The sequence below is a fragment of the Actinomadura fulvescens genome, assembly GCF_039533225.1.
Taxonomy (GTDB): Bacteria; Actinomycetota; Actinomycetes; order Streptosporangiales; family Streptosporangiaceae; genus Spirillospora; species Spirillospora fulvescens.
Map to the genome: position 1 here is coordinate 282,675 of NZ_BAAATD010000008.1, position 25,601 is coordinate 308,275.

Below are 25,601 nucleotides of genomic sequence, written 5' to 3' on the forward strand. Positions count from 1 at the left end.
CCCCGTGGCCGAGGTCTCCATGGTCGCGCCGCGCCGAGCCCGCCTGATCACCATCCTGGCCTTCCTGGGCTTCTTCGGGGTCGGCGCCGGCTGGGCCGTCGCCATGCCGTGGGACGGCGCTCCCGACGAGCAGGCTCACATCACCAGGGCGGTCGGCGTGGTCGGCGGCGGTCTCACGGCACCGCCGGCGAACGTCGTCGTCGACGGCCAGCCGCGTCCGCTGTCCGGTGTCTGGCAGACCGTCCCGGCCGGGGCGTTCCGGACCTCGCCGCCGTGCTTCGCGTTCAAGCCCCGGCAGCCCGCGAACTGCCTGAAGCCGTCTCCCGCGAATCCGGAAAGGCCCGTGCAGCGATTCTCCGCCACGGGCCGGTATCAGCCCACGTACGGTGCCGTGGTCGGATGGCCGCTCAAGTGGTGGCCCAACGAGACCGGGCTGGTGCTCGCCAGGCTGGTGAGCGTCGCGCTGGCGGCGGGATTCCTCACCGCCGCCGTCCGGAGCATCCTCATCTGGTCACGGCGGCCGTTCCTCCTGGCAGGCCTCCTCGTCGCGACGACTCCCATGACGATGCACCTGGCCGGGGCCGTCAACCCGAACGGCCTGGAGATCGCGGCGGCGATCGCCATGTGGACGGCGCTCATACCGCTCGTCCTCGGGGCCGGGCCGCCCGATCGGCGGCTGCTCGTCCTGCTCGCGGTCTCCGCCTCGGTGGTCGCGTGCGTGCGGCCCGCGGGACCCATGTTCGTCGCGCTGGCGGGCGGGGTGCTGCTGGCCACCGCGGGGCGGGAGCGTCTCATCCGGCTGGCCCGCGACAAGAGGGTCTGGATCACGACGGCCGAGGTGGCCCTGGCGGGTCTGGCGTCCGGGATCTGGACGCTGGCCATGAAGGCCACGGAACTCGTTCCGGTCCCGGGCGGAGCCGGGCTCGGGCCTGGCGACGCGCTGCGGGTCGTGCTGATCGAGCGGATCCCGTTCTATCTGAAGTCGATGGTCGGCCTCTTCGGCTGGGTGGACGTCGAGATGCCCGGCGGCTTCTACGCCGTCTGGTTCGCGGCCGTCGGCTTCCTCGCCATCGCCGCGTTCGCGGCGGGCGGCAGGGCGGACCGGTGGCGGCTCGCGCTGACCGTGCTGGTCGCCTTCGGCCTGCCGTTCCAGATGGACATCTTCGGGGCCGAGGAGAACGGGATGATGGCCCAGGGCCGGTACATCCTGCCCTCGGCGGTCGGGGCCGCCCTGCTGGCGGCCTACATCATCGACGAACGGGTCGTTCTCACTCCGGCGCTCGTTCGTTCGTCGACGCGCTGGCTGGCCGTTCTCACGTTGCCCCTGCATCTGATCGCCCTGGGGTACACGATGGTGCGGTACCAGCACGGGCTGAACGCCCAGGACCCGGTGCTGAATCCGTTCAGCGGCATCTGGCGGCCATCGATGGGATCGGGGACGGCGCTGCTCGTGACGACCCTGGGGCTGGTCGCGCTCGGGGGCCTGGTCTGGCTCGTCTCACGGAGTCCACTCGCGCCGAAGGTCCCAGCGGCCATACGTCGTCCCGACACGTCGGCGGCACTGCCAGCACCTTGATCGTCCACGGCATTCCGAGGAGAGGTACCTGGAAATGAGCGACTACATCACCACCGTGGCCATGCATCACGACGCGTGGGGGAAATTTCTCGAACCGGACGCCACGCTGGCCGATGTGGAGAACCCTCATGAGGTCCTCGACATCCCGATCCTGAGCGGCCACCACGCCGACCTGAAGTTCTTCGCCGGCCGTAACACGATCTTCGACCGCATCACGGCCCGGATCGAGAACGCGAGCCCGCCGTACGAGGACCAGTGCAGCGCCCATCACTACTTCGACGTCTTCAACCGCGTGGAGCGCAGTCACCAGGAGCTCTCCAGGATGGTCGACGTGGGCGTCTTCATGGGCGGCTCCTCGGCCGTGCTGGCCGGGTGTGTCGAGCCGATGGGCCTCGAACTCGACCTCGTCGACGCCAACCACGCCTATCTCCAGTTCACCTACGAGCGGCTGCGGCGGATCTTCCCGCGCGCCATCTCGCGGGTCCGGATGTTCTACGGAGACCTGCCGACGTACGTGAAGAACGTCCTGCTGAACGAGCCGCAGACCCACGCTCTCGTCCACCACGACGGGGCCCACGACTTCGGCCAGGTCGTCAAGGACCTGAGCTCGGTGTACTTCGCCCGCGAGCAGGTGCACGCCATCGCGTTGCAGGACACGCACCTGCGCGGCGACATCAAGTACTTCAACTTCGTGGACGCCGCGGTGTACGCGATGTTCGGTGTGGACGTGAAGTACGAGGCGCTCGGAGCCAGGTTCCTCCCCGGCGACCCGGTGACGAGCCCTGACCAGTGGGGCGGGAACTACTTCCTCCCTGGCCAGCCCGAAGGCATGTACATCCGCCTCTCGGACGTCGACTGGAAGTACCCGCACCCCACGATGGAGCTGGAGTCCTTCCTGCCCGTCAAAGCCGACCCTGCGCCCTAATTCTGGACGTTCTGGACAACCGCCGACAGGCGTCACGCGTCCCTAGTTCGTGATCAACTCCACCATGAAACGTCCATGGCCGTCGGCGGGATTCGTCCTGCTGCTGCTCTTGGGGCTCGTCGTACCGGGAGCGTGGTCCCCGGCTACCGCCGGCACCGCATCGCCCGCCGTCGCGGCGGCCCCGCCGCCGCTCCGGGTGATGCCTCTAGGCGACTCGATCACCCAGGGCTACGCCCCCGTCGACACTGCCGATGGTGTGCCGCCCGGCACGAACGGCGGGTATCGCACAGATCTGTGGCAGCTGTTCCGCGCCGACGGACGTGCGGTGGACTTCGTAGGCAATGCTGATCCGGTCGGTCCGGAGCGGCTCGGGGACAAGGACCATCAGGGCCACGGCGGCTTCCGGATCGACCAGATCTCGGGCGGCTTGGACAGGCCTTGCGGGGACATGAACAAGGGCGAGAACGTCAGGAAGTGGGTGACCCTGGCCCAGCCGGACGTGGTGTTGCTGCACATCGGTACCAACGACATCAACCTGCAGTGCAACCTCGGCAGCGGTTCGGCCGCCTTGGCCGATCGGCTGGGAGAGCTGATCGGCCACATCAGCCAGGCCGCTCCGAAGGCGGTGGTGTACGTGGCCACCATCGTGCCGATCAACAACGCCACGCATCCCGGTCCGCCACCGGGCGTCCCGCGGCCGCCGAACAACGACTGGAACGCTCAGGCCCGGGCCTACAACGCGCGGATACCAGCGATCGTGCAGGCCAGGGGCGGCAACGTCCGGCTGGTTGACATGAATTCCGCGGTGCCGGTCGGCGATTTTCACGACGGGCTCCACCCCACGACGGGCGGTTACTCGAAGATGGCGGCTCGCTGGCACGCGGCGATGACGTCGGCGCCGATGAGCCGCTGGGAGGCCGAGTCGGGCGTGCTCGGCGGCCTGACCAAGGTCGTGGACACGATCAACGCTTCCGGGCAGAAGAAGGTCGGCCACTTCGACGCGCCGGGCAGCCAGGTCGATCTCACGGTCACCGCGCCCACCGCCGGGCCTTATCGGATCTACACCAGGGGAGCGAACGGGAGCGGATCCACATGCTCGCTTCAGTTGACGGTCAACGGAGGGGCCGGGCAGCGGCTCTCGTATCCATCGATCAACTGGGACCAGTGGGAGATCAAGGCGGCGGAGGTCTGGCTCAAGGCCGGGACCAACACGGTGCGGCTCGCCCATGACACGTGTCACGTCGAGGTCGACTCGATCGATGTCACACCCGGCCTCGCGATGTACCCGCGGGCGATCAGGCTGTCCAACAACAAGATCCTCGCCAGTCTCAACACCAGCTCGACCGGTGGCCTGACGGACATGAGCCGGTTCTACGAGAGCACTGACAACGGCCAGACGTTCCAGCCGGTGGGCGAGGTACGTGATCCGGAGGCGGCGAACGGCAACGGAGCGTGCTGCGGAAGCCTCTTCGAAATGCCGGACGGCACGGGCACGCTGCTCTGGGGAACGACGGTGGGCATGGAGGTCTCCGGAGTGCGCAGGCCTGCCATCCGTGTGTGGAGGAGTACCGACGGCGGACGCAACTGGTCCTATCTGTCCAGCTGTGCCACTGCCGGGAGCGGGACCAATCCTTGGGAGGGTCTCTGGGAGCCGGAGTTCTCGGTGGACGCTCAGGGGTATCTGAACTGCTTCTTCTCCTACGACACTCGCTACGAGTCCGGGGAGAGCACGCAGGTGATCTCGGTGGTGACGTCGAAGGACGCCGGCCGGACCTGGACGGAAAGGCCCGACGTCGTGAATCTCGGCGCGGATCATCGGCCCGGGATGCCGGTCGTGCGCAAGCTCAAGGACGACTCCTACGTGATGTCGTACGAAGTCTGCGGGAAGAACCAGGGAGCGGCGGCCTGCAAGGTCCACTTCCGGAAGTCCACCAACGGGATTGACTGGGGTGACCCCAAGTCGCCCGGTGAGGTCGCCACGACGCCGGACATCGGCGGCGGCCCCACGAAGGTGCAGTACCACGCGCCGACGGTGGCGTGGGGGCCGAGCGCCAGTGCCCATGGGCGGGTCTTCATGGTCGGCGGGCTGGTGAAGGACCAGAACGGGGCCATTCTCCCTGAGAGCGGCAAGAGGATCTTCGTCAACACCGAGAAGGGGGCCGGTAACTGGTACGAGATCGAGGCGCCCGTCCAGGTGTCCTTCACGGCGGCGCCCGGCACGGAAGAACTGGTCTGCAACAACTACAGTTCCGCCTTGCTGCCGTCGGCGGACGGGACCGGTCTGCTGCAGATCGCCACCAAGCGGATCGGTGATCCGAACACCGGTCGCTGTACGGCGGTCTTCGGGTCGGCGTCGGCCCAGGGCACCGGCGGAGACGACAAGATCACCCACAACGCGACGTACAAGGTGCGGAGCCTTCCCGGCGATGACAAGTGCGTCGAGGTCGGCCTCGGATCGGATGTGAGCGTCCCCAACGTGCAGCAGTGGGCCTGCAACAGGCTGCCCCGGCAGGATTGGAAGGTCGAGAAGGTCGGCGAGTACTTCGAGTTCCACAACGTCGCGAGCGGCAAGTGTCTTGAAGTCGCGGGCGGTGCCACCCAGCAGGGGGCCGTCGTCCAACAGGGCTCCTGCGGGAACACCAACGCGAACCTGTGGAAGTTCGTCAACGTGGGACACGACTACTACACGATCAAGGCGAAGCACAGCGGGCTCTGCCTCGATCTGGACAGGGGCTTGGGCGACAACGGGACGAAGATCCAGCAGTGGACCTGCAACGGTCAGGCGCCGCAGATCTGGCGGACGGAGCTCAAGCCGTAACGCAGCGAGGGTCGGTGGCCGGATCCGGCCACCGATCCCTGTGCGCGGTGTCCGATCTTTGGTGCAGGTGAACCGGGTGACCGAATTGGCGACTCAAGTCGGTCATAGGCCCTCGTGTTCGGTGGAATGTGGCGCGTTGTGCCCGGAACGTCTTTACTCTGTGCGGGTAGGAATCCGACCAACCAGCCCCCAGGCGTTTCTCCCCGTCCCGCGACACCCAGGGGTTTGACCACGTGACGGACATGGCGAGCGGATCCGCGATGGCGCGGCTGACGCAGGCCGATCGCGTCTACGTCGGCTGGCGTTACGCGCAGGTGCATCCGGACCCCGGACCGCCTCCCACCCCACCCGAGTCCGCCGGTCCCGAGCCGGCGCCGGGCGGCGTGGCCGGGCGCATGCCCGCCGAGCACCTCGCCGGGCGGCCGCTGCGCATCACCAGCGTCGGCGCCGGGGTCGGCATGACGCTCTTCCTGTTGTGCGGTCTCGCCGGCGTGCTGCCATGGGCGTTCGCGGTGGTGGCGCTGCTGGCGTGCGGGGTCGTGCTCGGCATCACCGGCTCGGCGCTGTGGCGCGACGAGCGCGCCGTCCGTGAGCGCATCGCGCAGGCACGGGCCCTCGATGACCGCGAACGTGAGGCGTGGCGGCGGGCGCGGGACGCGGCCGAGAAGGAGTACGCGGCCGCGCTGGCCGACTGGGAGCGCCGTCAGCGGGCCTACGACGACCAGCGCGAGTGGTACCCGGTGGCCGTCCCGCCCGGCGTCGACCGGGTCGACGTCGTCGGCGGCACCCTCGCCGGCTGGTCGGCGTCCGTGACGACGATGGGCGCGGCACGGCTCGCGGTGGGCGCCCGGGTGACGGTCATCGACCTCTCCGAGGGCGCGGTCGCGCACGACCTGCTGCGGCTCGCGGCCGACCGCGGCGACGACCCGCTGGTCTGGGTGCTGCCGGCCGACCTGTCGCGGCTGGACGCCACGCGCGGGCTCGGGCCCGAGGCGCTCGCCGACGTGCTGTCGCTGGTGGTCAGCGCGGGCGAGGAGCAGAGCAGCACGCGCGACCTGTCGTTCGACAACTCGATCCTGGAACGGCTCATCGAGCTGCTCGGCGACGACGTGACGATCCCGCGGATCACGGCGGCGCTGCGGGTGCTCGCGCAGGTCGGGGACCCGCGGGACGATCTGCGGCGCGGCCTGCTGACCGACGAGCAGCTCGAACGCATCGCCACGCTGTTCGGGCGCGACGCCACCGACCGCATCGTGGTGCGCCGGGCGTGGGCGCTGGAGGCGCAGTTGCGCAAGCTGGAGCGCCTCGCGACCGAGCCGGTGCGGCTGCCGCCGTCACGGCTGCACGTGGTGTCCATGGACCGGCGGGCCGGCGTCCTGACCAACCGCGTGCTCGGCACGTACGTCACGACGGCCCTCACGCACCGCATCCGGGAGGCGCCGCCCGGCGGCAAGTGGGACCACACCCTGTTCCTGTGCGGCGCGGAGAAGCTGCGTGGCGACGTTCTGGACCGGCTGATCGACGCGTGCGAGGCCACGGGCACCGGGCTCGTGCTGATGTACCGGTCGATCCCGCGGCACGTCCGCGAACGGCTCGGGCGGCGCGGGCACGCGGCGGTGGGCTTCATGCGGCTCGGCAACCCCGAGGACGCCCGGATCGCCGCCGAGCACATCGGCGCCGACCATCGCCTGCTGGTCGCCGAGATCACCGATTCGGCCGGGGAGACCCTGTCCGACGTCGTGGGGGAGACCTACGCCAGCACGGTCGCGTTCGCGCGGCGGCGCGGCGACGAGCTCACCGACCCGGTGTGGTCGGCGCTGCCGGCGCCGGTCGCCGACGACACCGCGCTGGTCGAGGGCATCAGCTCGTCCACGGCCTGGGGACGCAGCATCCCGGCCACCGAGACGCGCCAGCGCTTCCGCGAGCTGCTGATCGAGCCGCCGCAGCTCCAGGAGCTCCCTCCGACCGCGATGGTGTTCACCCACGCGGGCGCGACGGGCCGCAGGATTCTGCTGGTGGACGCCAATCCCGGCATCATCACGCTGCCGACAACGCACTCGGTGGAGTTCGAGGAACACCTGCGCGAGCAGGAACGGCTGCGGCAGACGGAGCTGGAACGCGACAGCGCGGAGACCATGACCGAGACGGCGTCCCCGGACGTGACGTCCGAGACCGTGGCCGATTCGGAGCGGCCCGGCGGGAGAGAACGCGCCGTACCGCCTCTGCCTCTGCCTCCACCACGTACGCCGTCTGGCTCGCGAGCCCGGCACGCACTGCCCAGAGGCACCGGCCCGCGGCCACAGCGCATCGTGCCGCCGCTGAAGCCGAACGGACGGCACGCCGCCGACACCCCGCCAAAACCACCTTCCGAGTAGGTGGCGCGAAGATGCGGCCGGGGGTAAGGATGCTGCAGTGACCCCACCCCCGAGTATGCGTCAGCCCCATGGCGCACAGCACCACCATGCCGGTCATCAAGCGGCGGGCAACCAGGGTGGGGCGGACGGCCCCGTCCTGTCCGGACCCTGGTACCGGATTCAGGCGATCCCCGCTCCCGAGCGGAACGCCTCGGCGGAGTGGGACTTCGTGAGCGTGCTCCCCGCCGCGCTGTCGGCGGCGCGGCGGCAGCGCCCGTTCGTCGTGGGGTGGATCTCGCCGGGCGGCGGCGCGCCGCTGGAGCTCATCACGAACGCGGGTCCCGTGAGCCCCGGCCCGGGAGCCGCTGGGCGTGGCCGGGAAGGCGGGGCACAGGGCCTGCTGTTCCCAAGCGGAGGGCGCGGCGTGCCGATCGGCGACGGCTGGCTGCGGCGTGCCGAGCGGATGGTGTGGACGCGGTGCCCCGGCCGACTCGCGCCGCAGGTGAAGACGGCCGACAGCGGCGGCAGCCTCTTCGAGGCGACGCTCATGACGTTGATGGAACGCCCGTTCGGCTGGTTCGTGGTCGCCGACCCCTGCGACGAACGGCTGCTCGACACCGAGATGCGGGACCTGCACCACGAGCTGCGCATGCTGCGGCGCGGGGAGGACGAGCAGGCGCGGCTCGCGGTCGCGCGTGCCGACCAGCGCCTGGCGGAGCTCGACGCGTTCCGGGAGGCGGGGCTCTGGCGGGTCCGGGTGCTCGCGGGCGCGGCGTCCGAGACCGAGCTGAGCCAGATCGCGCCCGTGCTGGTCGGGTCGATGGAGCTCGGCCACCACCCCTACCGGCTGCGCTCCGGGCACGGCAGCGGCACGTTCAGCGAGATCCTGCGGCCTCCGGCGTCGGCTCCCGCGCTCGCCCGCCAGACGGTGGAGTCGGAGCAGCGCTACCCGTTCACGGCGACGGCGGGCGCGCTGGCGGCACTGGCCGGGCTGCCCCGCCGCGAGGTGCCGGGGCTGCGCGTGCTGGACGCCGGCTACTTCGACGTGACGTCCGAGACCGACGACGACGCGCCCGCGCACGCCGGCGAGCCGCGGATCGAGCTGGGCGCGATCCTCGACGGCCAGGACCGGCAGGTCGGGCGGTTCACCGTGCCGCGCTCGACCATCAACCGGCACGTGTTCGTGACCGGCTCCACCGGCGCGGGCAAGTCGCAGACCGTGCGGCACCTGCTCGAACAGCTGACGCGCGCGGGCATCCCCTGGCTGGCGATCGAGCCCGCCAAGTCGGAGTACGCGGCGATGTCCGGGCGCATCGAGGATCTCGGCGGCCCGGTGACCGTCGTCAACCCGTCCGATCCGGCGTCGGTGCCGCTGTCGGTCAACCCGCTGGCACCCGAGCCCGGCTATCCGGTGCAGGCCCACATCGACATGGTGCGCGCGCTGTTCCAGGCCGCGTTCGACGCCGAGGAGCCGTTCCCGCAGATCATGGCGCAGGCGTTGCAGCGGGTGTACGAGTCGAACGGCTGGGACGTGGTGACGGGCGCCGGGGTGCCGGGCTCGCTCATCGAGCCCGCCGTGCCGACGCTCGAACAGCTCCAGAACGCGGCGCTGCAGGTCATCGGCGACGTCGGGTACGGCCGCGAGCTGATGGCCGACGTCCAGGGGTTCGTGGACGTACGGCTGCGGTCGCTGCGCATCGGCTCGGCCGGGCGGTTCTTCGAGGGCGGCCATCCGGCCGACATCGGCGGCATGCTGCGCGAGAACATCGTGCTCGCCATCGAGGACGTCGCCAACGACGAGGACAAGGCGTTCCTCATGGGCACGCTCATCATCCGGGTGGTCGAGCACCTGCGGATGCGGGCACGGTCGGCCGGGGCCGGATCGTCGCCGGGGCTGCGGCACGTGATCGTGATCGAGGAGGCGCACCGGCTGCTGCGCAACCGCGGTCCCGAGCGCACCAGCTCGCACGCGGTCGAGCTGTTCGCGGGCATGCTCGCCGAGATCCGCGCGTACGGCGAGGGCATCATCGTCGCCGAGCAGATCCCCACCAAGCTCGTGCCCGACGTCATCAAGAACACCGCGCTCAAGGTCGTGCACCGGCTCCCCGCCTACGACGACCGGCACCAGGTCGGCTCCGCGATGAACCTCGACACCGAGCAGTCCCGCGAGGTGGTGTCGCTGCGGCCGGGCGTCGCGGCCGTGTTCGCGGACGGCATGGACCGGCCGCTGCGGGTGCGGGTGCCGCTCGGCGAGGGCCGGGAGGCCGTCCAGCCCGGCCCGCCTCCTCCGGTGGACGGCCGGCGCTCGGCCGCGTGCGGCGCGGAGTGCCGCTCGGGCCGCGCGTGCTCGCTCTACGAGCTGCGCGAGGCCGACCTGCTGGCGGGCAACGCGGAATGGGCATGGCTGCGGCTCTGGACCGACACCCTCGTCCTCGCCCACGTCACCAACCGGCCGCTGCCCGCCGTGCCGCCGGAGCTCGGGCGCGCCTGGTCGCGGCTCGTGCCGCGGCTGCGCGAGTGCACCCTGGCGACGCTGGTCGAACGCGCGGTCACGCGGCGGGCGTGGGCGCTGCGCACCGCGTTCGCGCCGGCCGACCTCACCGCGACCGCGGCGACGTCCGCCCAGCAGCTCCTGAGCGGCGCGTACGGGCCGGCGGGGGCGTTGCCCGGGCCCAACTGGGTGATCCCGCAGCTGCGCTGGCTGCACGAGATGGACCGGCTCTTCCCGCTCGGCTCCGGCGCCCCGGACAAGCACGCGCCCGCGCCGCCGCTGGACTACCAGCTGCCGGGGCTGAAGCAGCCCGCCGAACCCAAGCTCGGCCACCGGCTGCGCGCGCTGCGCCGCCATCCGCTGTCGATGGAGCTGGAACGCAACCGGCCCATCGCGATCACCGCGCTGGCCGGTGACGACCACCACGAGAGCTTCGTCCGCGACCTCGCGGTGGTCGGGATCGGGCTGTCGGACGAGGAGCAGCTCACCCACGTCGCCGAGACGATGCGGGTGGGCTCGTGGCTCGATCCGGTGCTGAGCTGGCCGGAACGGTTCATCGCGCCGTTCGAGGACCCGGCCGCCGGGCTGCCCTTCCCGGCCGAGTGAGGCGCGCGGGTCAGATGGCGTCGGCGGAGCGGGCCGGGAGGCCCGCCTGCTCGGCGATCGGTGTCCAGTGGCGGACGAATTCGGCCTTGGCCTTCGAGGCGCGGCTGTCGGCGTCGGTCGCCTGCGACGGGCAGTCGGGCGCCATGTTCAGGTAGTGCTGATTGGACTCGACCGACGCCTGGAGCGCGCGGACGAGCGCGTCCTTCATCTCGGTGCCGCCCTCCAGCGCGCCGACGTCGAGGGCGCGGGCCTTCTCCAGCTGGTCCTGGCGCTGGGTGCGGATCCGCCGCAGGCCCGAGCTCTCGCACTCGCCGTCCCCGGTGACCGAGCCCAGCTCGGAACGGGTCGCGACCATCTCGGTGAGCAGGGCGTCGATCTTGCCGGCCTGTTCGGTCAGCTCGGGACCCGACGTCGCGGCCGTCGGCGTCTGTTCGCCACCGGCCTGGGTCTGCTGGACGTTCCCGCTCTGCTGCGGCACGGGCGGCCCGGCATCGTCGGACGAGCCGTTCGGCCAGAACACGATCGCGGACGCCACCGCGACGAGCAGCACCACGCCCGCGGCGGCGAGGATGAGGGGAAGCGGCCGCTTCCGCCGCCTGCTGGGCGGCGGCTGCCAGATCTCCGGTTCGTCCCAGGGCTCGCGTGACAGCGAGATCTGAGTCTCGCCCGGCGGGGGTTCGTAGGGCGGAGGCGGCGACCACGGCACCGGCTCCTGAGGACCCGGCGACCAGGGCGTGGGCGGGGGCCGGTCGGAGCCGTGCCCGGAGCCGTACCGCGGCCCGCCCGGGTCAGGGGCGGTCGCGTTGTCGCCGAGAGGCGCATCGCACCGTGGGCATGTCGAGAGCGCCGGATCGGCGTCGCTACCGCATCGCGGGCACCGCATACCAAGCCCTTACGTAGGGGGGACCTTCGGTCACAAGATACCTACACGCCGTTCCAGCGTCGCTGTGAATGCCCCGCCTGCTTGGCGATCGGGTTCCAGAGCCGGACGAGCTGCTTCTTGGCCAGCGTCGCCTTGCGTTCCGCGGCCGCGCGGCCGGGGGCCTGCGCGGCGTCCGGCTTGGGCGTGCCGTCGCAGCCTTGCTGGGCCTGCTGCGCCCACGCCATCAGGGCCTGGTCGGCCTCCAGCGAGCCCTGGAACGACTGGCGAAGGGCCGCGCGCAGTTGCTCCCCGCGCTTCAGCCGGTCGAGCTTGAGGCCGGCCGTGCGGCGCAGCTGGTTTTGCCGGCGCTGGGCCACCCGCTGGAAACCCTCCATGGCGGCGGGCAGGTCCTCGCACTTGCGGGTCTTGCCGATCGCCACCGTGAGGACCCGGCGGGTGTCGGCGCTGGCGTTCAGCAACGCGTGCACGGTCGCGGCCTGCTGTTTGGTGGCCACCGGGAGCGGCTTGTCGTCGGACACCTTCTTGTTGGGCGCGTTGGTGGCGGGCGGCTTGGCGGCCGGCGGGTTCTTCTTCTCACCGTCCGGCCACACCACCAGGCCGACGGTGACCAGCGCGACCACGACGAGGACGGCCACGGTGATGATGAGCGGCTTGCTCACGCCGCCCGAGGACCGCGGCGGTGCCTGGCCGCCGTAGGCGGGATCGACCGGCATGCCGCTGGGGCCCATCGGTCCGCCGGGGCCCTGGAAACCGCCGTTCGCCGGAAACCCGCCGGGCTGCATGCCTCCGGGCTGCATGCCTCCGGGCTGCATGCCTCCGTGCATGGAGCCGGGTTGCATCCCGTTGGGATCCATGCCGGATGGGAACGGGGCGTTCGGATGCGGCATGCCCTGGTCGAGCATGGTGGCGTTGCCATCGAACCGCGTCTGGTCCTGGGGCTGCCCCTGGACCACCATCGTCGCGTTCGCGTCGATCTGCTGCTCGTCCGGCGTGCGCGCCGGGGCGAACCAGGAGTCGGGCACGATCGACTCGGCGGGCGGCTCGGTGCCGTAGGGCGACGGCCCGGCGCCGTTACCGGCCCACGAGGGCGGCGGAGGCGGGGGCGGCGAGGGAGACGAGGCCGCGCCGAAACCGGCCGGCGCGCCACCGGCGCCGGGGACGGGACCGTCGTCGTCCTCATCGGGGTCGAACGTCCACGCGGCCGTCGATTCGGGGTCGGCGGGCGGAAGCGCGCCGGACGCGGCCGGGAAGCCGCCCGAGGACGCCGGAGACGGACCGTCGGACGGTGCGGGCGGCGGCGGCAGGCTGCTGGGCGGAGCGGGCGGCAGACCGCCGGGCGCCGCCGGGGGCGGTGCCCAGGCCGGGGTCGGCGGCGGCACCATCATCGTCTTGTCGCCGATCGCTTCGACGTCCGCGGACACCGGGGCGCTCAGGGGAGTCTCCAGCGGTCCTGCGGGCAGGCGCGCGTCGCAGTTGGAACACCTGCCGAGCGTGGCGGGCGTGTTAGTACCGCACGTCGGACACTGCATCGCTCAGATCCTCGCCTTGTCGCCGCTTTCCCCACGAAACAGCAGGGCCCCCGACAAAGTACTGGGTGGCATCGCTCTCGGGCGCGCCGATGGCGATTTTGCGACTCGTTCATCCGATTTGTCGCCGCCATCCGGGGTTGGCACCGAACCACGGCCCGGCGACAACGGTCAAGATCGAGCCAGGTGGTTTACCTGAGATCATGTGACCCTCGTCGCATTTCGCCCGCGCGCCGGGGAGGGCGGAACGGCGTTCTCCTCACGTTGTGGCGAGATCGCCGCTGGTTCCGGCTAGGCTCGGGGCGACCTTCCGAGGCGCCCCAGATGCCCCCGCTCACCAGAGAAGACGGAGTCCATGAGCGATCTTCCACTGCGTTCGCAGCTGGCCGTCGCGCTCGGTCGTACGGCCGCCAAGATGTCCCGGCTCGCCGGCAAGGGGGACGGGTCGGTGATCGGCGGCAAGGTCGGCCTCAAGCTCGACCCGGAGCTGCTCACCCGGCTCGCCAAGGACCGCAAGCTCGTGCTCGTCAGCGCGACCAACGGCAAGACCACCACGACCCGGCTGATCACGTCGGCGATGACCCCCCTGGGCGAGGTCGCGACCAACGCGTTCGGGGCCAACATGCCCACCGGGCACGTGTCGGCGCTCGCCTCCGCGCCCGGCGCGCGCTACGGCGTCCTTGAGTGCGACGAGAAGTACGTGCCCATGGTGCTGAAGGAGACCGGGGCCAACGTCGTCGCCCTGATGAACCTCAGCCGCGACCAGATGGACCGCGCCGCCGAGATCTGGCTGCTCGCCGGCAAGTGGCGCAAGGCCCTGGAGGCGGCGCCGCAGAGCCACGTCATCGCCAACTGCGACGACCCGCTCGTCACCTGGGGCGCCTCCACCGCCAGGAGCGTGACGTGGGTCGCCGCCGGGCAGCACTGGCGCGAGGACTCCTGGTGCTGCCCCGAGTGCGGTGGCCCGCTGGACCGCCAGGACACCGACGAGGACAGCGACTGGCGCTGCCGCGAGTGCCACTTCGCCCGCCCCCGGCCCGACTGGGTGTTGAAGGGCGACCAGGTCACCGCGCCCGACGGCCGGATGTTCCCGCTGTCGCAGCTGTCGCTGCCCGGCCGGGCCAACCGGTCGAACGCGGTGGTCGCGCTCGCGGTGGTCGCGCAGTTCGGCGTGCCGCCGGAGCAGGCGCTGCCGCTCCTCGGCGAGGTCCGGTCCGTGGCCGGCCGCTACACCACCGTCGAGCACGAGGACCGCCACATCCGCCTGCTGCTCTCCAAGAACCCGGCGGGCTGGCTGGAGGCGTTCGACGTGCTGGAGCCCGCGCCCGGCCCGGTCGCGCTCTCGATCAACGCGCAGGGTCCCGACGGCCGTGACACGTCGTGGTTGTGGGACGTCGACTACCGCATCCTGCGCGGCCGCCCGGTCTGGGTGACCGGAGAACGCCGCGTCGACCTCGCCGCGCGCCTGGAGGCCGCCGAGGTCCCGTTCACCATCGTCGACGACATCGAGCAGGCCGTCATGGCGGTACCGCCGGGCCGGCTCGACGTGATCGCCAACTACACCGCCTTCCAGAACATCCGAACGAGGTACGGCCGTGTCGTCTAACCGTCCACTGAAGCTCGTCTGGATCTACCCGGACCTGCTGTCCACGTACGGCGACCAGGGCAACACGATCGTCCTGGAGCGCCGGGCCGCGCTGCGCGGCATCCCGACCGAGACCGTGCACATGCGCTCGGACGAGCCGGTGCCGACCGACGGCGACATCTACCTGCTCGGCGGCGGCGAGGACCGGCCGCAGATCCTGGCGGCGCAGCGGTTGCGCAACGACGGAGGCCTGCGGGTCGCCGCCGAGGGCGGGGCCGTCATCTTCGGGGTCTGCGCCGGTTTCCAGATCCTCGGCCACGAGTTCGGCGGCGAGGAGGGGCAGCTGGTGCCCGGGCTCGGCCTGCTGGACATCCGCAGCTTCCGCGGCGAGCAGCGCGCCGTCGGCGAGGTCGTCGGCGACGTCGCCACCGAGTTGAACGTGCCGCGCATCACCGGCTTCGAGAACCACCAGGGCGCCACCCAGATCGGTCCGAACGCCCGGCCGCTCGCCCGCGTCGTCGCCGGAATCGGCAACGGCGGCGGCGACGGCACGGAGGGGGCCTACGCGGGGCGGATCCTCGGCACGTACATGCACGGTCCGGCGCTGGTGCGCAATCCGGGCCTGGCCGACCTGCTGCTCCGCTGGGCCGTGGGCGCCGAGCTCCAGCCCATCGACGACTCCTGGGCGGGACGGCTGCGCGAGGAACGGCTCAACGCCGTCCTCACCTCCGGCTGAGGGGGCGGGCCCTAGGCGCGGGCGGATTCCTCTTCCTTGCGCTTGCGCTTGCGCAGGGTGGCGGCGCGCGCGCGTTCCTCCGGATGAGCCCTGGACCGCAGCAGGCTGGCGACGGTGGTGACCACCAGGATCAGCAGGATCACCGCCAGCGAGACCGGGGTCGGGATCTCGGGCACGGACTTGCTGACGTCCTCGTGCGCGAACGCGAGGACCAGCTTGACGCCGATGAGCGCCAGGATCAGCGACAGCCCGATCGACAGGTAGACCAGCCGTAGGAGCAGCCCTTCCACCAGGAAGAACAGCGCCCGCAGACCCAGCAGGGCGAAGGCGTTGGCGGCGAACACGATGAACGGTTCCTTGGTGACGCCGTAGACCGCCGGGATCGAGTCCAGCGCGAACAGCACGTCGGTGCTGCCGATCGCGACGAAGACCAGCAGGAGCGGCGTCATCACCCGGTGCCCGTCCTCGCGCGCGAACATCCGGCCGCCGTGGAAGTCGGTGGTCAATGGCATGATCTTGCGGGCCCGGCGGACGAGGAAGTTGTCGTCGACGTCGGGGTCCTCGTTCCGGTGCCGGATCAGCTGGACGGCCGTCCACAGCAGGACCAGGCCGAAGATCAGGAACGTGAACGAGAACATGCTGATCGCCGCGGCGCCGATCGCGATGAAGATCGCCCGCAGGACCAGCGCGGCGCCGATGCCGAACAGCAGCACCTTCTGCTGGTACTCCTCGGGCACGCTGAACCGCGCCAGGATGATCACGAACACGAAGAGGTTGTCGACCGAGAGGCTCTTCTCCACCACCCAGCCGGCGAAGTACTCGGTGCCGGCGGCCGAACCGGCCAGCGGGACGAGCGCGAGCCCGAACAGCAGTGCGATCGCGACGTAGAAGACCGACCAGAACGTGGCCTCGCGCAGCCCGACCGCATGCGGCTTGCGTACGGCGACCAGCAGATCGAACACGAAGAGCGCCACGATCAGGCCGATCGTCGCGCCCCAGAGCCACACCGGGATCTCGATCACGCGGCCTCCCTCGGAACGGGGTCGTCGAGCCGCTTATGTCCGTTCTGCGGAGGATCAATCGGTGTCGCCGACGCCCCTACCCGGCCGTGGGCCCGGCCGTGGCCCCGGCCGTCCGCGCGACGATCAGGAGGTGATCAGTAGACGAGCGCCTGGGCGCCTTCCGTGGTGGCCTCTTCCACGAACGTCGGCGCACCGGCGATGCGGATGCCCTCGATGACGTCGTCCTGGCCGATGTCGCGCCGGGCCGCGCACTGCGTGCAGATCGTCACCCGGCCGCCCTTCAGCACCACCTGGAGCAGGTCGGCGAGCGGCGTGGCGTGCGGCAGCTCGAACTCCTTGGCCCGGCCGGGCAGCGCGTACCACGCGGACTCGCCGGTCAGCCAGAGGGACACCGGCACACCGGCGGCCACGCCGGCCGCCGCGACCGTGAAGGCCTGATTGCACCGCTCGGCGCCGTCGGCCCCCGCCGTCGCCTTGATCACCAGAGATCTCGCCATACCGGCACCCTAACCCCCGCAGGGGATAGGGTCCCCCTTGTGGGCGGCATGGTGAACGCGGGAATCCTGCTCCTGGTGCTCGGGGTGATGGCGGTCGGCGCCATCGTGCTGGTCGTGCGGCTGTCGAGGCTCCGCTAGCACTACGCTCGGTGCACATGGAGTTTGAGCCGCATCCCGACATCGAACCTCTGGCGTTCCTGCTCGGCAGGTGGGAGGGCGCCGGTGTCGGCGACTACCCCACGATCAAGGAGTTCCGTTTCGGGCAGGAGATCTCGTTCAGCCATATCGGGAAGCCGTTCCTGATCTACTCCAGCCGCAGCTGGCTCATCGAGGACGACGGTTCGCTGGGCCGGCCGCTCGGGACCGAGACCGGCTACTGGCGGCCGCAGCCGGGCAACCAGGTCGAGGTGACGCTGGCGCATCCCACGGGGATCGTCGAGATCTACGTCGGCAACGTCGCGTTCAACCGGGTGGAACTGCTCACCGACGTGGTGGCGCGGACCACGACGGCCAAGGAGGTCACCGGCGGCAAGCGCCTGTACGGCCTGATGCCCGAGAAGGACGGCAAGCGGGACCTCGGCTGGGTGTACGAGATGGCCGCCATGGGACAGCCCCTGCAGTCCCACCTGTCCGCTCAGCTCAAGAAGGTCGCCTGAGGCCGCCTGACAAGGCCCGGACATTGAACGATCCCCGGACCTTCCCACCGGGAGGCGGGGGGTGGACAGGACGGGTCCACCGGTCCGGGGATCGGGTAACTGCCTGGTATTCGCCGGTCACCGTCGCGACCGTGCGTGCCGCCGCCGAGACGGCGGCTCCGAGGCGGAACGGCGACTAACGGACAGCCACCTCGCGAGTCCTGGAACTATGCATTCTCTGGACCACCTCCTTTCGCGCGTACCTGGCAAGTTATGCGACCCGGCCGAGGTCAGGCAAGCGAATTTTCCGCGATCTTCGATGGTGACCTCGGGCACACCGGCGGCACATAGACTCTGGGCATGTCCGAGACGTGGCAGGAGGAGCTGAGGGCGAGGGGCTACCGCGTCACCCCGCAGCGGCAGCTCGTCCTTGAGGCGGTGACCGCGCTGGAGCACGGCACGCCCGAGGAGATCTGCGCCGAGGTGCAGCGCACGGCTCGCGGGGTCAACATCTCCACGATCTACCGCACCCTGGAGCTCCTGGAGGAGCTCGGGCTGGTCAAGCACGCCCACCTGGGACACGGCCCGCCCAACTACCACCTGGCCGAGCACGCCGAGCACATCCATCTGGTCTGCCGCGGCTGCGAGACGGTCACCGACGTCGATCCCGCGGTCGCCGCCGGGCTGGCCGGGGTGCTCGAACGCGACTTCGGGTTCGAGACCGACGTGCATCACCTCACGGTCTTCGGCCGCTGCAAGGAGTGCCGGACCAAATAGTCTGGAGGCCATGGAGAGCCCGCTGCTGAAGCTGCCCGGAGCCGTCGCCGCCGATTCGCCCGACCAGGAGGTCGCCGCGCACTACGGCGAGCCCGCGCACGAACAGCGCGCCCTGGAGGCGGGCCGGGCCTTCGTCGACCGGAGCAACCGCGGCGTCGTCCGGATCGAGGGCGCCGACCGGCTGCGCTGGCTGCACAGCCTGCTGAGCCAGCATCTGGAGGGCCTGCGGCCCGGTGAGCCGACCGAGGCGCTGCTGCTCAGCCCGAACGGGCACATCGAGCACCATCTCCACCTGATCGACGACGGCACGGCCGTCTGGGCGCACGTCGAGCCGGGCGCGGCGCCGTCGCTGGTGGAGTTCCTCGACAAGATGCGCTTCATGATGCGGGTCGAGGTGACGGACGTGGGCGACCGGTACGCCGTCGTCACCGGGCCGAGCGGGTTGGGCGGGACTCTGGTCTGGCCGGACGCCGCCGGGACCGAGACGCGGATCGTGTCCCGCGACGCCGAAGCGGAGGCCAACGCCGAGGCCGACGCCGACGCGGACTCCGACGGTCCGGATCTTGCCGGGCTCTCGCTGGCGGCGTTCGCCGATGGCGAACTGCGGCCCGCCGGCATCTGGGCGTACGAGGCCATGCGCATCGCCGACCACAAGCCGCGCATGGGCCTCGACACCGACCACAAGACGATCCCGCACGAGATGGGCTGGATCGACTCCGCCGTCCACCTCACCAAGGGGTGCTACCGCGGCCAGGAGACGGTCGCCCGGGTGCACAACCTGGGACGGCCGCCGCGCCGCCTGGTCTTCCTGCATCTGGACGGCAGCGTCGACACCCTTCCGGTGCACGGTGACGCGGTGGAGATTCCTGGGGGCCGTACGGTGGGCTTCGTGGGCTCGGCGGTCCGGCACCACGAGCTCGGCCCGATCGCGCTCGCGCTGGTCAAGCGGAACGTTCCGGTGGACGCCGATCTCCTGGCGGGCGGGGTCGCCGCGAGCCAGGAGGTCGTGGTTTCCCCGGACACCGGTGCCAACGCGAACATCGACTTGCGGAGGACCGCAGCAAAACGGGCGTAAAGCGCCTACCGGACGGGGAAATCGTCTGTCGTGGACGATGCCCCGATCGGTCGCCGGGACGAGCGGCCGCCGCCCCCCAAGAAAGGCACGCGGGGCCTGCGCCGCAGGCGCCGCCGGGAGTCGGCGCTGGTCTGGTGGTGCGGGTTCGGCGCGCTGCTCGTCGCCGCCTGGTGGGCGGGCTCCTGGCGGCTGGCGCTGCTCGCGCTCCTGTTGTGGTGCCTCTACCAGTTCGTGCTCGTGCCGACGATCTGCCGGGTCATGACGCGGCAGGGCCTCCCGTGCCGGGAGCCCGCTCGCGGGCGGCTGTTCGCGTGCGGTGCGGCGCACCAGGAGGTCAAGAACGACGCCGTGTGGCGCTTGGTCGGCCTCCGCGACCCGTTCCGCAGGCGTCCCGCCGTCGACGCCCCGCGCGAGACCGGTGTGCTGGTCGTCTCGCCGGAGGTCCGGGGCCGCCTCGCGCAGGCCGACCGGAGCCTGATCGTCCTGGCCGCGCTCGGCACCGTCGTGACGGTCGCCGGCATGGTCTACGGCTTCTGAACGCGGGTCGCGCTCACACCTCGACGATCAGGGTGATCGGTCCGTCGTTGACCAGCCCGACCTTCATGTCGGCACCGAAGACCCCGGTCTCCACCTTGGCGCCGAGCGCCCGCAGCTCGGTCACCACCGCCGCCACCAGCGGCTCGGCCACCGGACCCGGCGCGGCGTCGCTCCACCCGGGGCGCCTGCCCTTGCGGGTGTCCCCGTACAGCGTGAACTGGCTGATCACCAGCAGCGGGGCGTTCAGGTCCGAGGCGGAACGCTCGTTCTCCAGGATGCGCAGCCCCCACAGCTTGGCCGCCAGCTTGCGCGCCTTGGCGGGGGTGTCGTCGTGCGTCACCCCGACCAGGACCATGAGGCCCGGCCCTTCGATCGCCCCCACGACGCGGCCGTCCACGGTCACGTCCGCCTGACTCACCCTCTGCACCACAGCGCGCATGCCTCCTGATTGTGCCGGGTGCCTTCAAGCGTTCTGAAAGTGGTCTCCAAGTGGGCGGGTCCAGGGTGGGGGCATGCGAGAGAACAGGGTGCTGACGGTGCGGCCTCGCCGGCCGACCGACCCGCAGGTGGATCTGCGGCTCTACACGATCGCCCACCGGGCGATCCAGCGCGGCGCCCACGACCTCGCCGAGCTCGCCGGGCGGTTGCGGGCCGAGGAGACGGTGCTGACCGAGCGTCGCGCCAAGGCGCTGGACAGGTTCGTCGAGCTGTTCGTCTCCGACATCCGGCACCACCACCGGTACGAGGACGAGATCGGGTTTCCGGTCGTCCGCGCGTCGGCGCTCGGGGCGGTGGACCTCGAACCGCTGACCGTCGACCACGACCGGCTCGACCCGATCCTCGCCGCACTGTGCGCCGCGACCGCGGGCCTGCGGACCGAGCCGACCGACACGCTGGCCCGCAAGGCGCTGGCGGTCGAGTCCGTGCGGCTGCGCGACCTGCTCGACGAGCACATCACCGAGGAGGAGCGCGACATCTTCCCGGCCATCTCCCGGTACGTGTCGGTGGAGGACTTCGACCGCTGGGAACGGGCCGTCACGAAGGCCTACCCCAAGCGGCGCCTGTGGTTCACCGCGTCGTGGTGGGCGGCGGTCACTCCGGAGGACGACACGGTGGCCTGGTCGAAGACCCCGGTGTCGTTCCGATTGGCACTGCGGCTGTGCAGAGGGAGGTACGAGCGTCTGCACGGGACGCTCTTCGGTTGAGGTTCACGGGTCTCGGCGGCGCAGGCGTCCGAGGGCCGTGGTGGCCTCGTGTTCCCAGCGCGGGGCACGGGCATGGCGGGCCAGGTCGAGCGCGGCGTCCCAGTGGCGGGCGGTCACGGCCGCGGGGAGGCCGAGAAGCTCGGCGAGGCGGGCCAGCCGCGCGGCCACGGGTCCGATGTGCAGTCCCATCGTCTCGCCGCCACAGACGAACGCCTCGTAGGGCAGCAGCCGCTCATACAGCGGCCCGGCCAGTTCGCGGGGGCTGGCCGGGCCGTTGGGTCCCTCCACGTCCGACGCGCCGGCCGAGGCCGCAGCCCCGGCCAAGGCCAGCGCGTCGGCGTGGAAACCCTCAAGGAGCAGCCACAGCTGGTCCTTGGGCGGCTCACCGACCTTCGTCAGCAGCGTGAGCGCGGCCTCACCGTCGCCGCTTGCCGCGAGTGCGCAGGCGTGCAACGGGGCGCCCACCGCCACGTCGAACGAGGCGATGAGCCGCGCGTCCTGCTCGGCGGAGGCGAGCTCGCCGGCCGCCTGCCGCGCGCAGATCCGTCCGATCACGCCCGCGCCGGTGACGTCCCACATCTCCCGGCTCGCCGCGGTCTCGGCGAGGGTGGTGAAGGCCTGCGCGGCCGAGTCCAGATCGCCCTGGACGAGCTCGCGGGCCGCGTCGGCCAGCTGTACCTGCATCCGGAACACCGGCAGCTCGTACCGGTCGGCGAGCTCGGCGACGGCGGCGGTGAGAGAGGCGATCTGGTCGTGTTCGCCGCGCACGCCCAGCTCGACGCAGCGGGCCAGGAGCCCCAGGGCCTCGACCCCGGGCATGCGTTCGTCCCGGCCGAGCCGTTCGAGCTCCAGCGCCACCCGGGTGACCTCCGTGTACCGGCCGGGCCGGCGTTCGGCGAAGTAGAGGGCGTTGAGCGCGGCGGCCAGCACCGCCGTGTCACCGGCGCGGCGCGCCCATTCGACCGCGGCGGTGGCGGCCTCGACCGCCCCGTCCGGATCGTGGTGGAGGCCCGCCTCCAGCGCGTACGTCGTCCGCAGCCCCGCCTTGAGCGCGTCCGGCACCGCCGGCAGCGTGCGCCGGATCAGCTTGATCAGCTCGATGTCGATCTGCCCCCGCGGCCGGCTGTACCAGAGCGTCGGGGTGTCGATCGCGACGATCGCGCGGGCGGTGAGCTCGGGATCACCGATCGCCGCGGCCGCGTGGATCGCCTCACCGCGCAGGTCGTGGGCCCAGCGAGGCCGTCCAGCGAGCTGCGCCGCGCGGGCCCGGCCGATGAGCAGCTCGGTGCGGATCCGCGGGTCGCCCGTCGTGCCGTCCCGGTCGAACGCGGTCAGGGCCCGTTCCCACAGATCGAGGGCCGAAGCGTAGGCGAAGGCCTGCTCAGCGGCCTCGGCGGCGGCCCGGCAGTAGTGCACGGCCTTGTCCGCCTCCCCGAGCACCGACGCCTCGGAGAAGTGGTGGGCCAGCTCGGCCAGCGCGCCCGGGATGATCCGTTCGGCCGCGGCGCCCACGTCCGCGTGCAGGCGGGCCCGCCTCAGCCGCAGCAGATCGCCGTACACCGTGTCGCGCACCAGCACGTGGGCGAAGCGCACCCGTCCAGCCGCGGGCTCCTCCAGCAGGCCGCCGACGACGGCCGCCTCCAGCGCGTCGTAGACGTCGTCGGGGTCCTGCCGCTGTGCCGCCACGACCAGCCGGACGTCCGCCTCGCGGCCGATCACGGCCACCACGCGCAGCACGTTGCGGGTGAGCGCGGGCAGGCGGGCGATGCGCAGCCTGATGACTTCGGCGATGCCCGCGGGGACCTCTTCGGTGTCCGGTTCGGTGCCGCCCGCCGGAGCGGGCGCGGGGGTGGGGACGGGGGCCGCCGGCGGCGGGGTGAACGCGTCGTCCGGGGCGCCGACGGGGAGCCGGGCGAGCTCACGCAGGTAGAACGGGTTGCCGCCGGCACGTTCGACGATGCTCGCGACCGCCCCCGGATCGACCCGGTCCGCAGTGCCCTCCTGGGTCTGGACCGCCCGTACGAGAGCGGCGGCGTCGGCGTCGGGCAGCGGCCCGAGCGGAAGCCGCAGCGCCCCCTGACGAGAGAACACCGCGAGCGTGTCGGCGAGAGCGCCGCTCACCTCGGCCGACCTGTAGGTGCCGATGACCACGACAGGCAGGGCCGGCGGCGGGCCGCCCAGCACGTCCCGCAGGACCGCGAGCGTGCCCTCGTCCGCGCTGTGCAGGTCGTCGAGCAGGACGGCCACCGGCCGGTCGTCGGAGGTGCGGGCGAACCGGTCGCTGATCGCCCGCGAGGTCTGGAACCGGTCGGCGGCGCCCGGCGGCTCGCCGACCAGGGTCGTGATGACCTGATGCCAGGGCCACATCGGCGGGGCGCCGCCCGCCTCCGGGCAGCGGCCCCACGCCACCCGCCAGCCGGCGGTGGCGAGCCCGACCGCGAGGACTTCGAGCAGCGCGGTCTTGCCGATGCCGGGCTCGCCGTGGACGAGCGCCGTGCGCAGGCGCCGGCCCGCTTCGGCGGCCTGCGCCGTCCGCGTCAGCCGTTCCAGCTCGGTCGCGCGGCCGAACAGGCCGGTCTCGGGCACGCGCCCCGGCGGCTGGGCGGTCTCAGGCCGGGCCGCCGCCGGCGGTCTCGGCGGTTCGACGAGCTCCAGCGGCGGCATCTGCGGGACGGCGTCCAGCACCGGGTCCTGCGCGAGGATCGCCGTCTCCACGTCCCGCAGGCCCGGCCCGGGATCGACGCCCAGCTCGTCGGCGAGCATCGTGCGAGCCCGCCGCAGCGCGCCGAGGGCCTCGCCCTGGCGGCCCGTCCGGTAGAGCGCGATGGCCAGCAGCCGCCAGGACTCCTCGCGCAGAGGTTCGGCGGCGAGGAAGGCCTCCAGGTCCCCGGCGGCGACGGCGGGCTGGCCCGTCTCCAGGAGACGGCCGGCGCGCCGTTCGACCGCGTGCGCGCGCAGCTCGCCCAGCCGCAGGATCTCCGGCCGCGCCCACTCCTGGTCGGCGACGTCGGCGTACGCGGGCCCGAGCCAGCGGCCCAGTGCCTGGTCGAGCAGGTGCAGCGCCTCGTCCGGGTCCGGGCTCCGGTCGGCGGCGCGCACCTCCTCCTCGAAGAGCCGCGCGTCGACGACCTCGGCGCGCAGCGCGTACCCGGGCGGCGCGCTCACCAGGAGGGTGGCGGGCGCCCGCGGCGGCCGGTCGGGCTCCAGCGCGCGGCGCAGGTGCGACACGTACGACTGGAGGGTGCCGAGCGCGCGGACCGGCTGGTCGCCCGGCCACAGCTCCTCGATGATGCGTTCGGCCGGGACGACCCCGCCGTCCGCGACCAGCAGGCGGGCCAGCACCATCCGCTGGCGGCGCGGGCCCAGCTCGACGGCGCCCCTGTCGGGGTCTCTCGCCGCCAGCGGGCCCAGCACCTGAAACCTCATCGCCGCCCATGATGTCCCGTACGCCTCACTTGCGGGAGGGGCTTGGCAGGACAGATCATTCGGGCATGGGAGCAATGACGCTCATCACGGTGGCGCCCACGGGCGCCGAGTCGGCGAAGGCGGACGTCCCGGCGCTGCCGGTGACGCTCGACGAGCTGGTGGAGACCGCGAAGAACTGCGAGGCCGCGGGCGCCGCGGTCGTCCATGTCCATATCCGCGACGACGCGGCACGGCCCACGCTCGACCTCGCGCGGCTGCGCGACACGGTCCAGGCGTTGCGGGAGTCGACCGGCCTCATCGTCCAGCTGTCGACCGGCGGGGCGGTCACCGACCCGTACGAGGATCGCCTGCGGGTGCTGGAGGCGGGTCCCGACGGGTGCTCGCTGACCTGCGGCACGGTCAACTTCGGCGACGAGGTCTTCATGAACCCGTGGCCGTTCATGGTGGAGCTCTACCGGCGGACGCAGGAGCTGGAGATCGTTCCGGAGTTCGAGCTCTTCGACCTCGGCCAGATCGCGGCACTGCACCGGCTGCTGGACAAGCACGGCGCGCCGTACGGCGGCCGCGTCCACTGCGACCTGGTCATGGGCGTGCCCGGCGGCATGCCGGGCGACACGCGCACGCTCGTCGCGGCGGCCGGCGCGCTGCCCGAAGGGGCCACCTGGTCGGCGACGGGCGTGGGCCGGACGTCGCTGCCCGTGATGTACGCGGCGCTGTCGGCGGGCGGTCACCTGCGGGTCGGCATGGAGGACACGCTGACCTACGCCAGGGGAGAGCCGGTGGTCTCGAACGCCCAGCTCGTCGAACGGGCGGCGGCCGTCGCGCGCTTCGCCCAGCGGCCGCCGATGGACGTCGACGAGGCGCGCCGGTTCCTCGGCGTCAAACCCCGCTGACCTGCGGTGCGCGTGGTCTGGAGTGTTTCCTTAC

General features: G+C 71.9%; 19 protein-coding genes. 13 read left to right on the plus strand and 6 right to left on the minus strand.

Going from position 1 to position 25,601, the window contains the following annotated elements:
• Positions 1–4 precede the first annotated feature (4 nt).
• The 5 genes from ABD333_RS29020 (at position 5) to ABD333_RS29040 (ending at position 10,770) form a co-directional block, all read left to right on the plus strand.
• Complete coding sequence (locus ABD333_RS29020) at positions 5–1,576, plus strand: DUF2142 domain-containing protein (RefSeq protein ID WP_344545689.1); 1,572 nt, start codon at positions 5–7, stop codon at positions 1,574–1,576.
• A gap of 34 nt (positions 1,577–1,610) precedes the next feature.
• Entirely contained in the window at positions 1,611–2,501 is an 891-nt protein-coding gene (locus tag ABD333_RS29025; RefSeq protein WP_344545690.1) for a class I SAM-dependent methyltransferase, read from the plus strand.
• A gap of 64 nt (positions 2,502–2,565) precedes the next feature.
• On the plus strand, positions 2,566–5,319 hold the full coding sequence (locus ABD333_RS29030; RefSeq protein WP_344545691.1) for an RICIN domain-containing protein: 2,754 nt from the start codon (positions 2,566–2,568) through the stop codon (positions 5,317–5,319).
• A gap of 242 nt (positions 5,320–5,561) precedes the next feature.
• A complete protein-coding gene (locus ABD333_RS29035) occupies positions 5,562–7,694 on the plus strand; it encodes a coiled-coil domain-containing protein (RefSeq protein ID WP_344545692.1) in 2,133 nt (710 codons plus the stop codon).
• Positions 7,695–7,749: 55 nt separating this feature from the next.
• Positions 7,750–10,770: a helicase HerA-like domain-containing protein gene (locus tag ABD333_RS29040; RefSeq protein WP_344545693.1), complete on the plus strand. Its 3,021-nt coding sequence runs from the start codon at positions 7,750–7,752 to the stop codon at positions 10,768–10,770.
• Between the two features lie 10 nt (positions 10,771–10,780).
• On the opposite strand, the gene ABD333_RS29045 is transcribed toward ABD333_RS29040, so the two are convergent.
• Together ABD333_RS29045 and ABD333_RS29050 are read right to left on the minus strand one after the other, a co-directional pair.
• The gene (locus tag ABD333_RS29045; RefSeq protein WP_344545694.1) at positions 10,781–11,476 is read right to left on the minus strand and encodes a hypothetical protein; all 696 of its coding nucleotides are present in this window, start codon (positions 11,474–11,476) and stop codon (positions 10,781–10,783) included.
• Between the two features lie 218 nt (positions 11,477–11,694).
• Complete coding sequence (locus tag ABD333_RS29050; protein ID WP_344545695.1) at positions 11,695–13,182, minus strand: hypothetical protein; 1,488 nt, start codon at positions 13,180–13,182, stop codon at positions 11,695–11,697.
• A gap of 352 nt (positions 13,183–13,534) precedes the next feature.
• On the opposite strand from ABD333_RS29050, the gene ABD333_RS29055 reads away from it, so the two are divergent.
• Positions 13,535–14,785 carry a Mur ligase family protein gene (locus ABD333_RS29055; RefSeq protein WP_344545696.1) on the plus strand — a complete coding sequence of 417 codons (1,251 nt, stop codon included), beginning with the start codon at positions 13,535–13,537 and terminating at the stop codon, positions 14,783–14,785.
• Positions 14,775–15,500 (plus strand): type 1 glutamine amidotransferase, encoded by a 726-nt coding sequence (locus ABD333_RS29060; RefSeq protein ID WP_344545697.1) that lies wholly within the window; start codon positions 14,775–14,777, stop codon positions 15,498–15,500. Before ABD333_RS29055 ends, ABD333_RS29060 begins: the two co-directional genes overlap by 11 nt.
• A gap of 11 nt (positions 15,501–15,511) precedes the next feature.
• Here the strand turns inward: ABD333_RS29060 and ABD333_RS29065 are convergent, their stop codons facing one another.
• Positions 15,512–16,522 carry a TerC family protein gene (locus ABD333_RS29065; RefSeq protein ID WP_344545698.1) on the minus strand — a complete coding sequence of 337 codons (1,011 nt, stop codon included), beginning with the start codon at positions 16,520–16,522 and terminating at the stop codon, positions 15,512–15,514.
• A 134-nt stretch (positions 16,523–16,656) separates the two neighbouring features.
• The gene (locus tag ABD333_RS29070) at positions 16,657–17,019 is read right to left on the minus strand and encodes a DsrE family protein (protein ID WP_344545699.1); all 363 of its coding nucleotides are present in this window, start codon (positions 17,017–17,019) and stop codon (positions 16,657–16,659) included.
• 155 nt (positions 17,020–17,174) lie between these two features.
• On the opposite strand from ABD333_RS29070, the gene ABD333_RS29075 reads away from it, so the two are divergent.
• The 4 genes from ABD333_RS29075 to ABD333_RS29090 all read left to right on the plus strand — a co-directional run bounded on the left by ABD333_RS29075 (position 17,175) and on the right by ABD333_RS29090 (position 20,043).
• Entirely contained in the window at positions 17,175–17,675 is a 501-nt protein-coding gene (locus ABD333_RS29075; RefSeq protein ID WP_344545700.1) for a heme-binding beta-barrel domain-containing protein, read from the plus strand.
• Between the two features lie 339 nt (positions 17,676–18,014).
• A complete protein-coding gene (locus tag ABD333_RS29080) occupies positions 18,015–18,431 on the plus strand; it encodes a Fur family transcriptional regulator (protein ID WP_344545701.1) in 417 nt (138 codons plus the stop codon).
• 10 nt (positions 18,432–18,441) lie between these two features.
• Positions 18,442–19,506: a CAF17-like 4Fe-4S cluster assembly/insertion protein YgfZ gene (gene ygfZ, locus ABD333_RS29085; RefSeq protein WP_344545702.1), complete on the plus strand. Its 1,065-nt coding sequence runs from the start codon at positions 18,442–18,444 to the stop codon at positions 19,504–19,506.
• 30 nt (positions 19,507–19,536) lie between these two features.
• Positions 19,537–20,043, plus strand: a complete 507-nt coding sequence (locus ABD333_RS29090; RefSeq protein ID WP_344545703.1) for a hypothetical protein — start codon at positions 19,537–19,539, stop codon at positions 20,041–20,043.
• 13 nt (positions 20,044–20,056) lie between these two features.
• Here the strand turns inward: ABD333_RS29090 and dtd are convergent, their stop codons facing one another.
• Positions 20,057–20,482: a D-aminoacyl-tRNA deacylase gene (dtd, locus tag ABD333_RS29095; RefSeq protein ID WP_344545704.1), complete on the minus strand. Its 426-nt coding sequence runs from the start codon at positions 20,480–20,482 to the stop codon at positions 20,057–20,059.
• 73 nt (positions 20,483–20,555) lie between these two features.
• Between dtd and ABD333_RS29100 the strand changes: the two genes are divergently transcribed.
• Positions 20,556–21,248 carry a hemerythrin domain-containing protein gene (locus ABD333_RS29100; protein WP_344545705.1) on the plus strand — a complete coding sequence of 231 codons (693 nt, stop codon included), beginning with the start codon at positions 20,556–20,558 and terminating at the stop codon, positions 21,246–21,248.
• Positions 21,249–21,251: 3 nt separating this feature from the next.
• Here the strand turns inward: ABD333_RS29100 and ABD333_RS29105 are convergent, their stop codons facing one another.
• Positions 21,252–24,674, minus strand: coding sequence for an ATP-binding protein (locus ABD333_RS29105; protein WP_344545706.1), 3,423 nt, complete (start codon positions 24,672–24,674; stop codon positions 21,252–21,254).
• 65 nt (positions 24,675–24,739) lie between these two features.
• Here ABD333_RS29105 and ABD333_RS29110 point away from each other — a divergent pair, with 65 nt between their 5' ends.
• Complete coding sequence (locus ABD333_RS29110; protein WP_344545707.1) at positions 24,740–25,567, plus strand: beta-keto acid cleavage family enzyme; 828 nt, start codon at positions 24,740–24,742, stop codon at positions 25,565–25,567.
• Positions 25,568–25,601 lie beyond the last annotated feature (34 nt).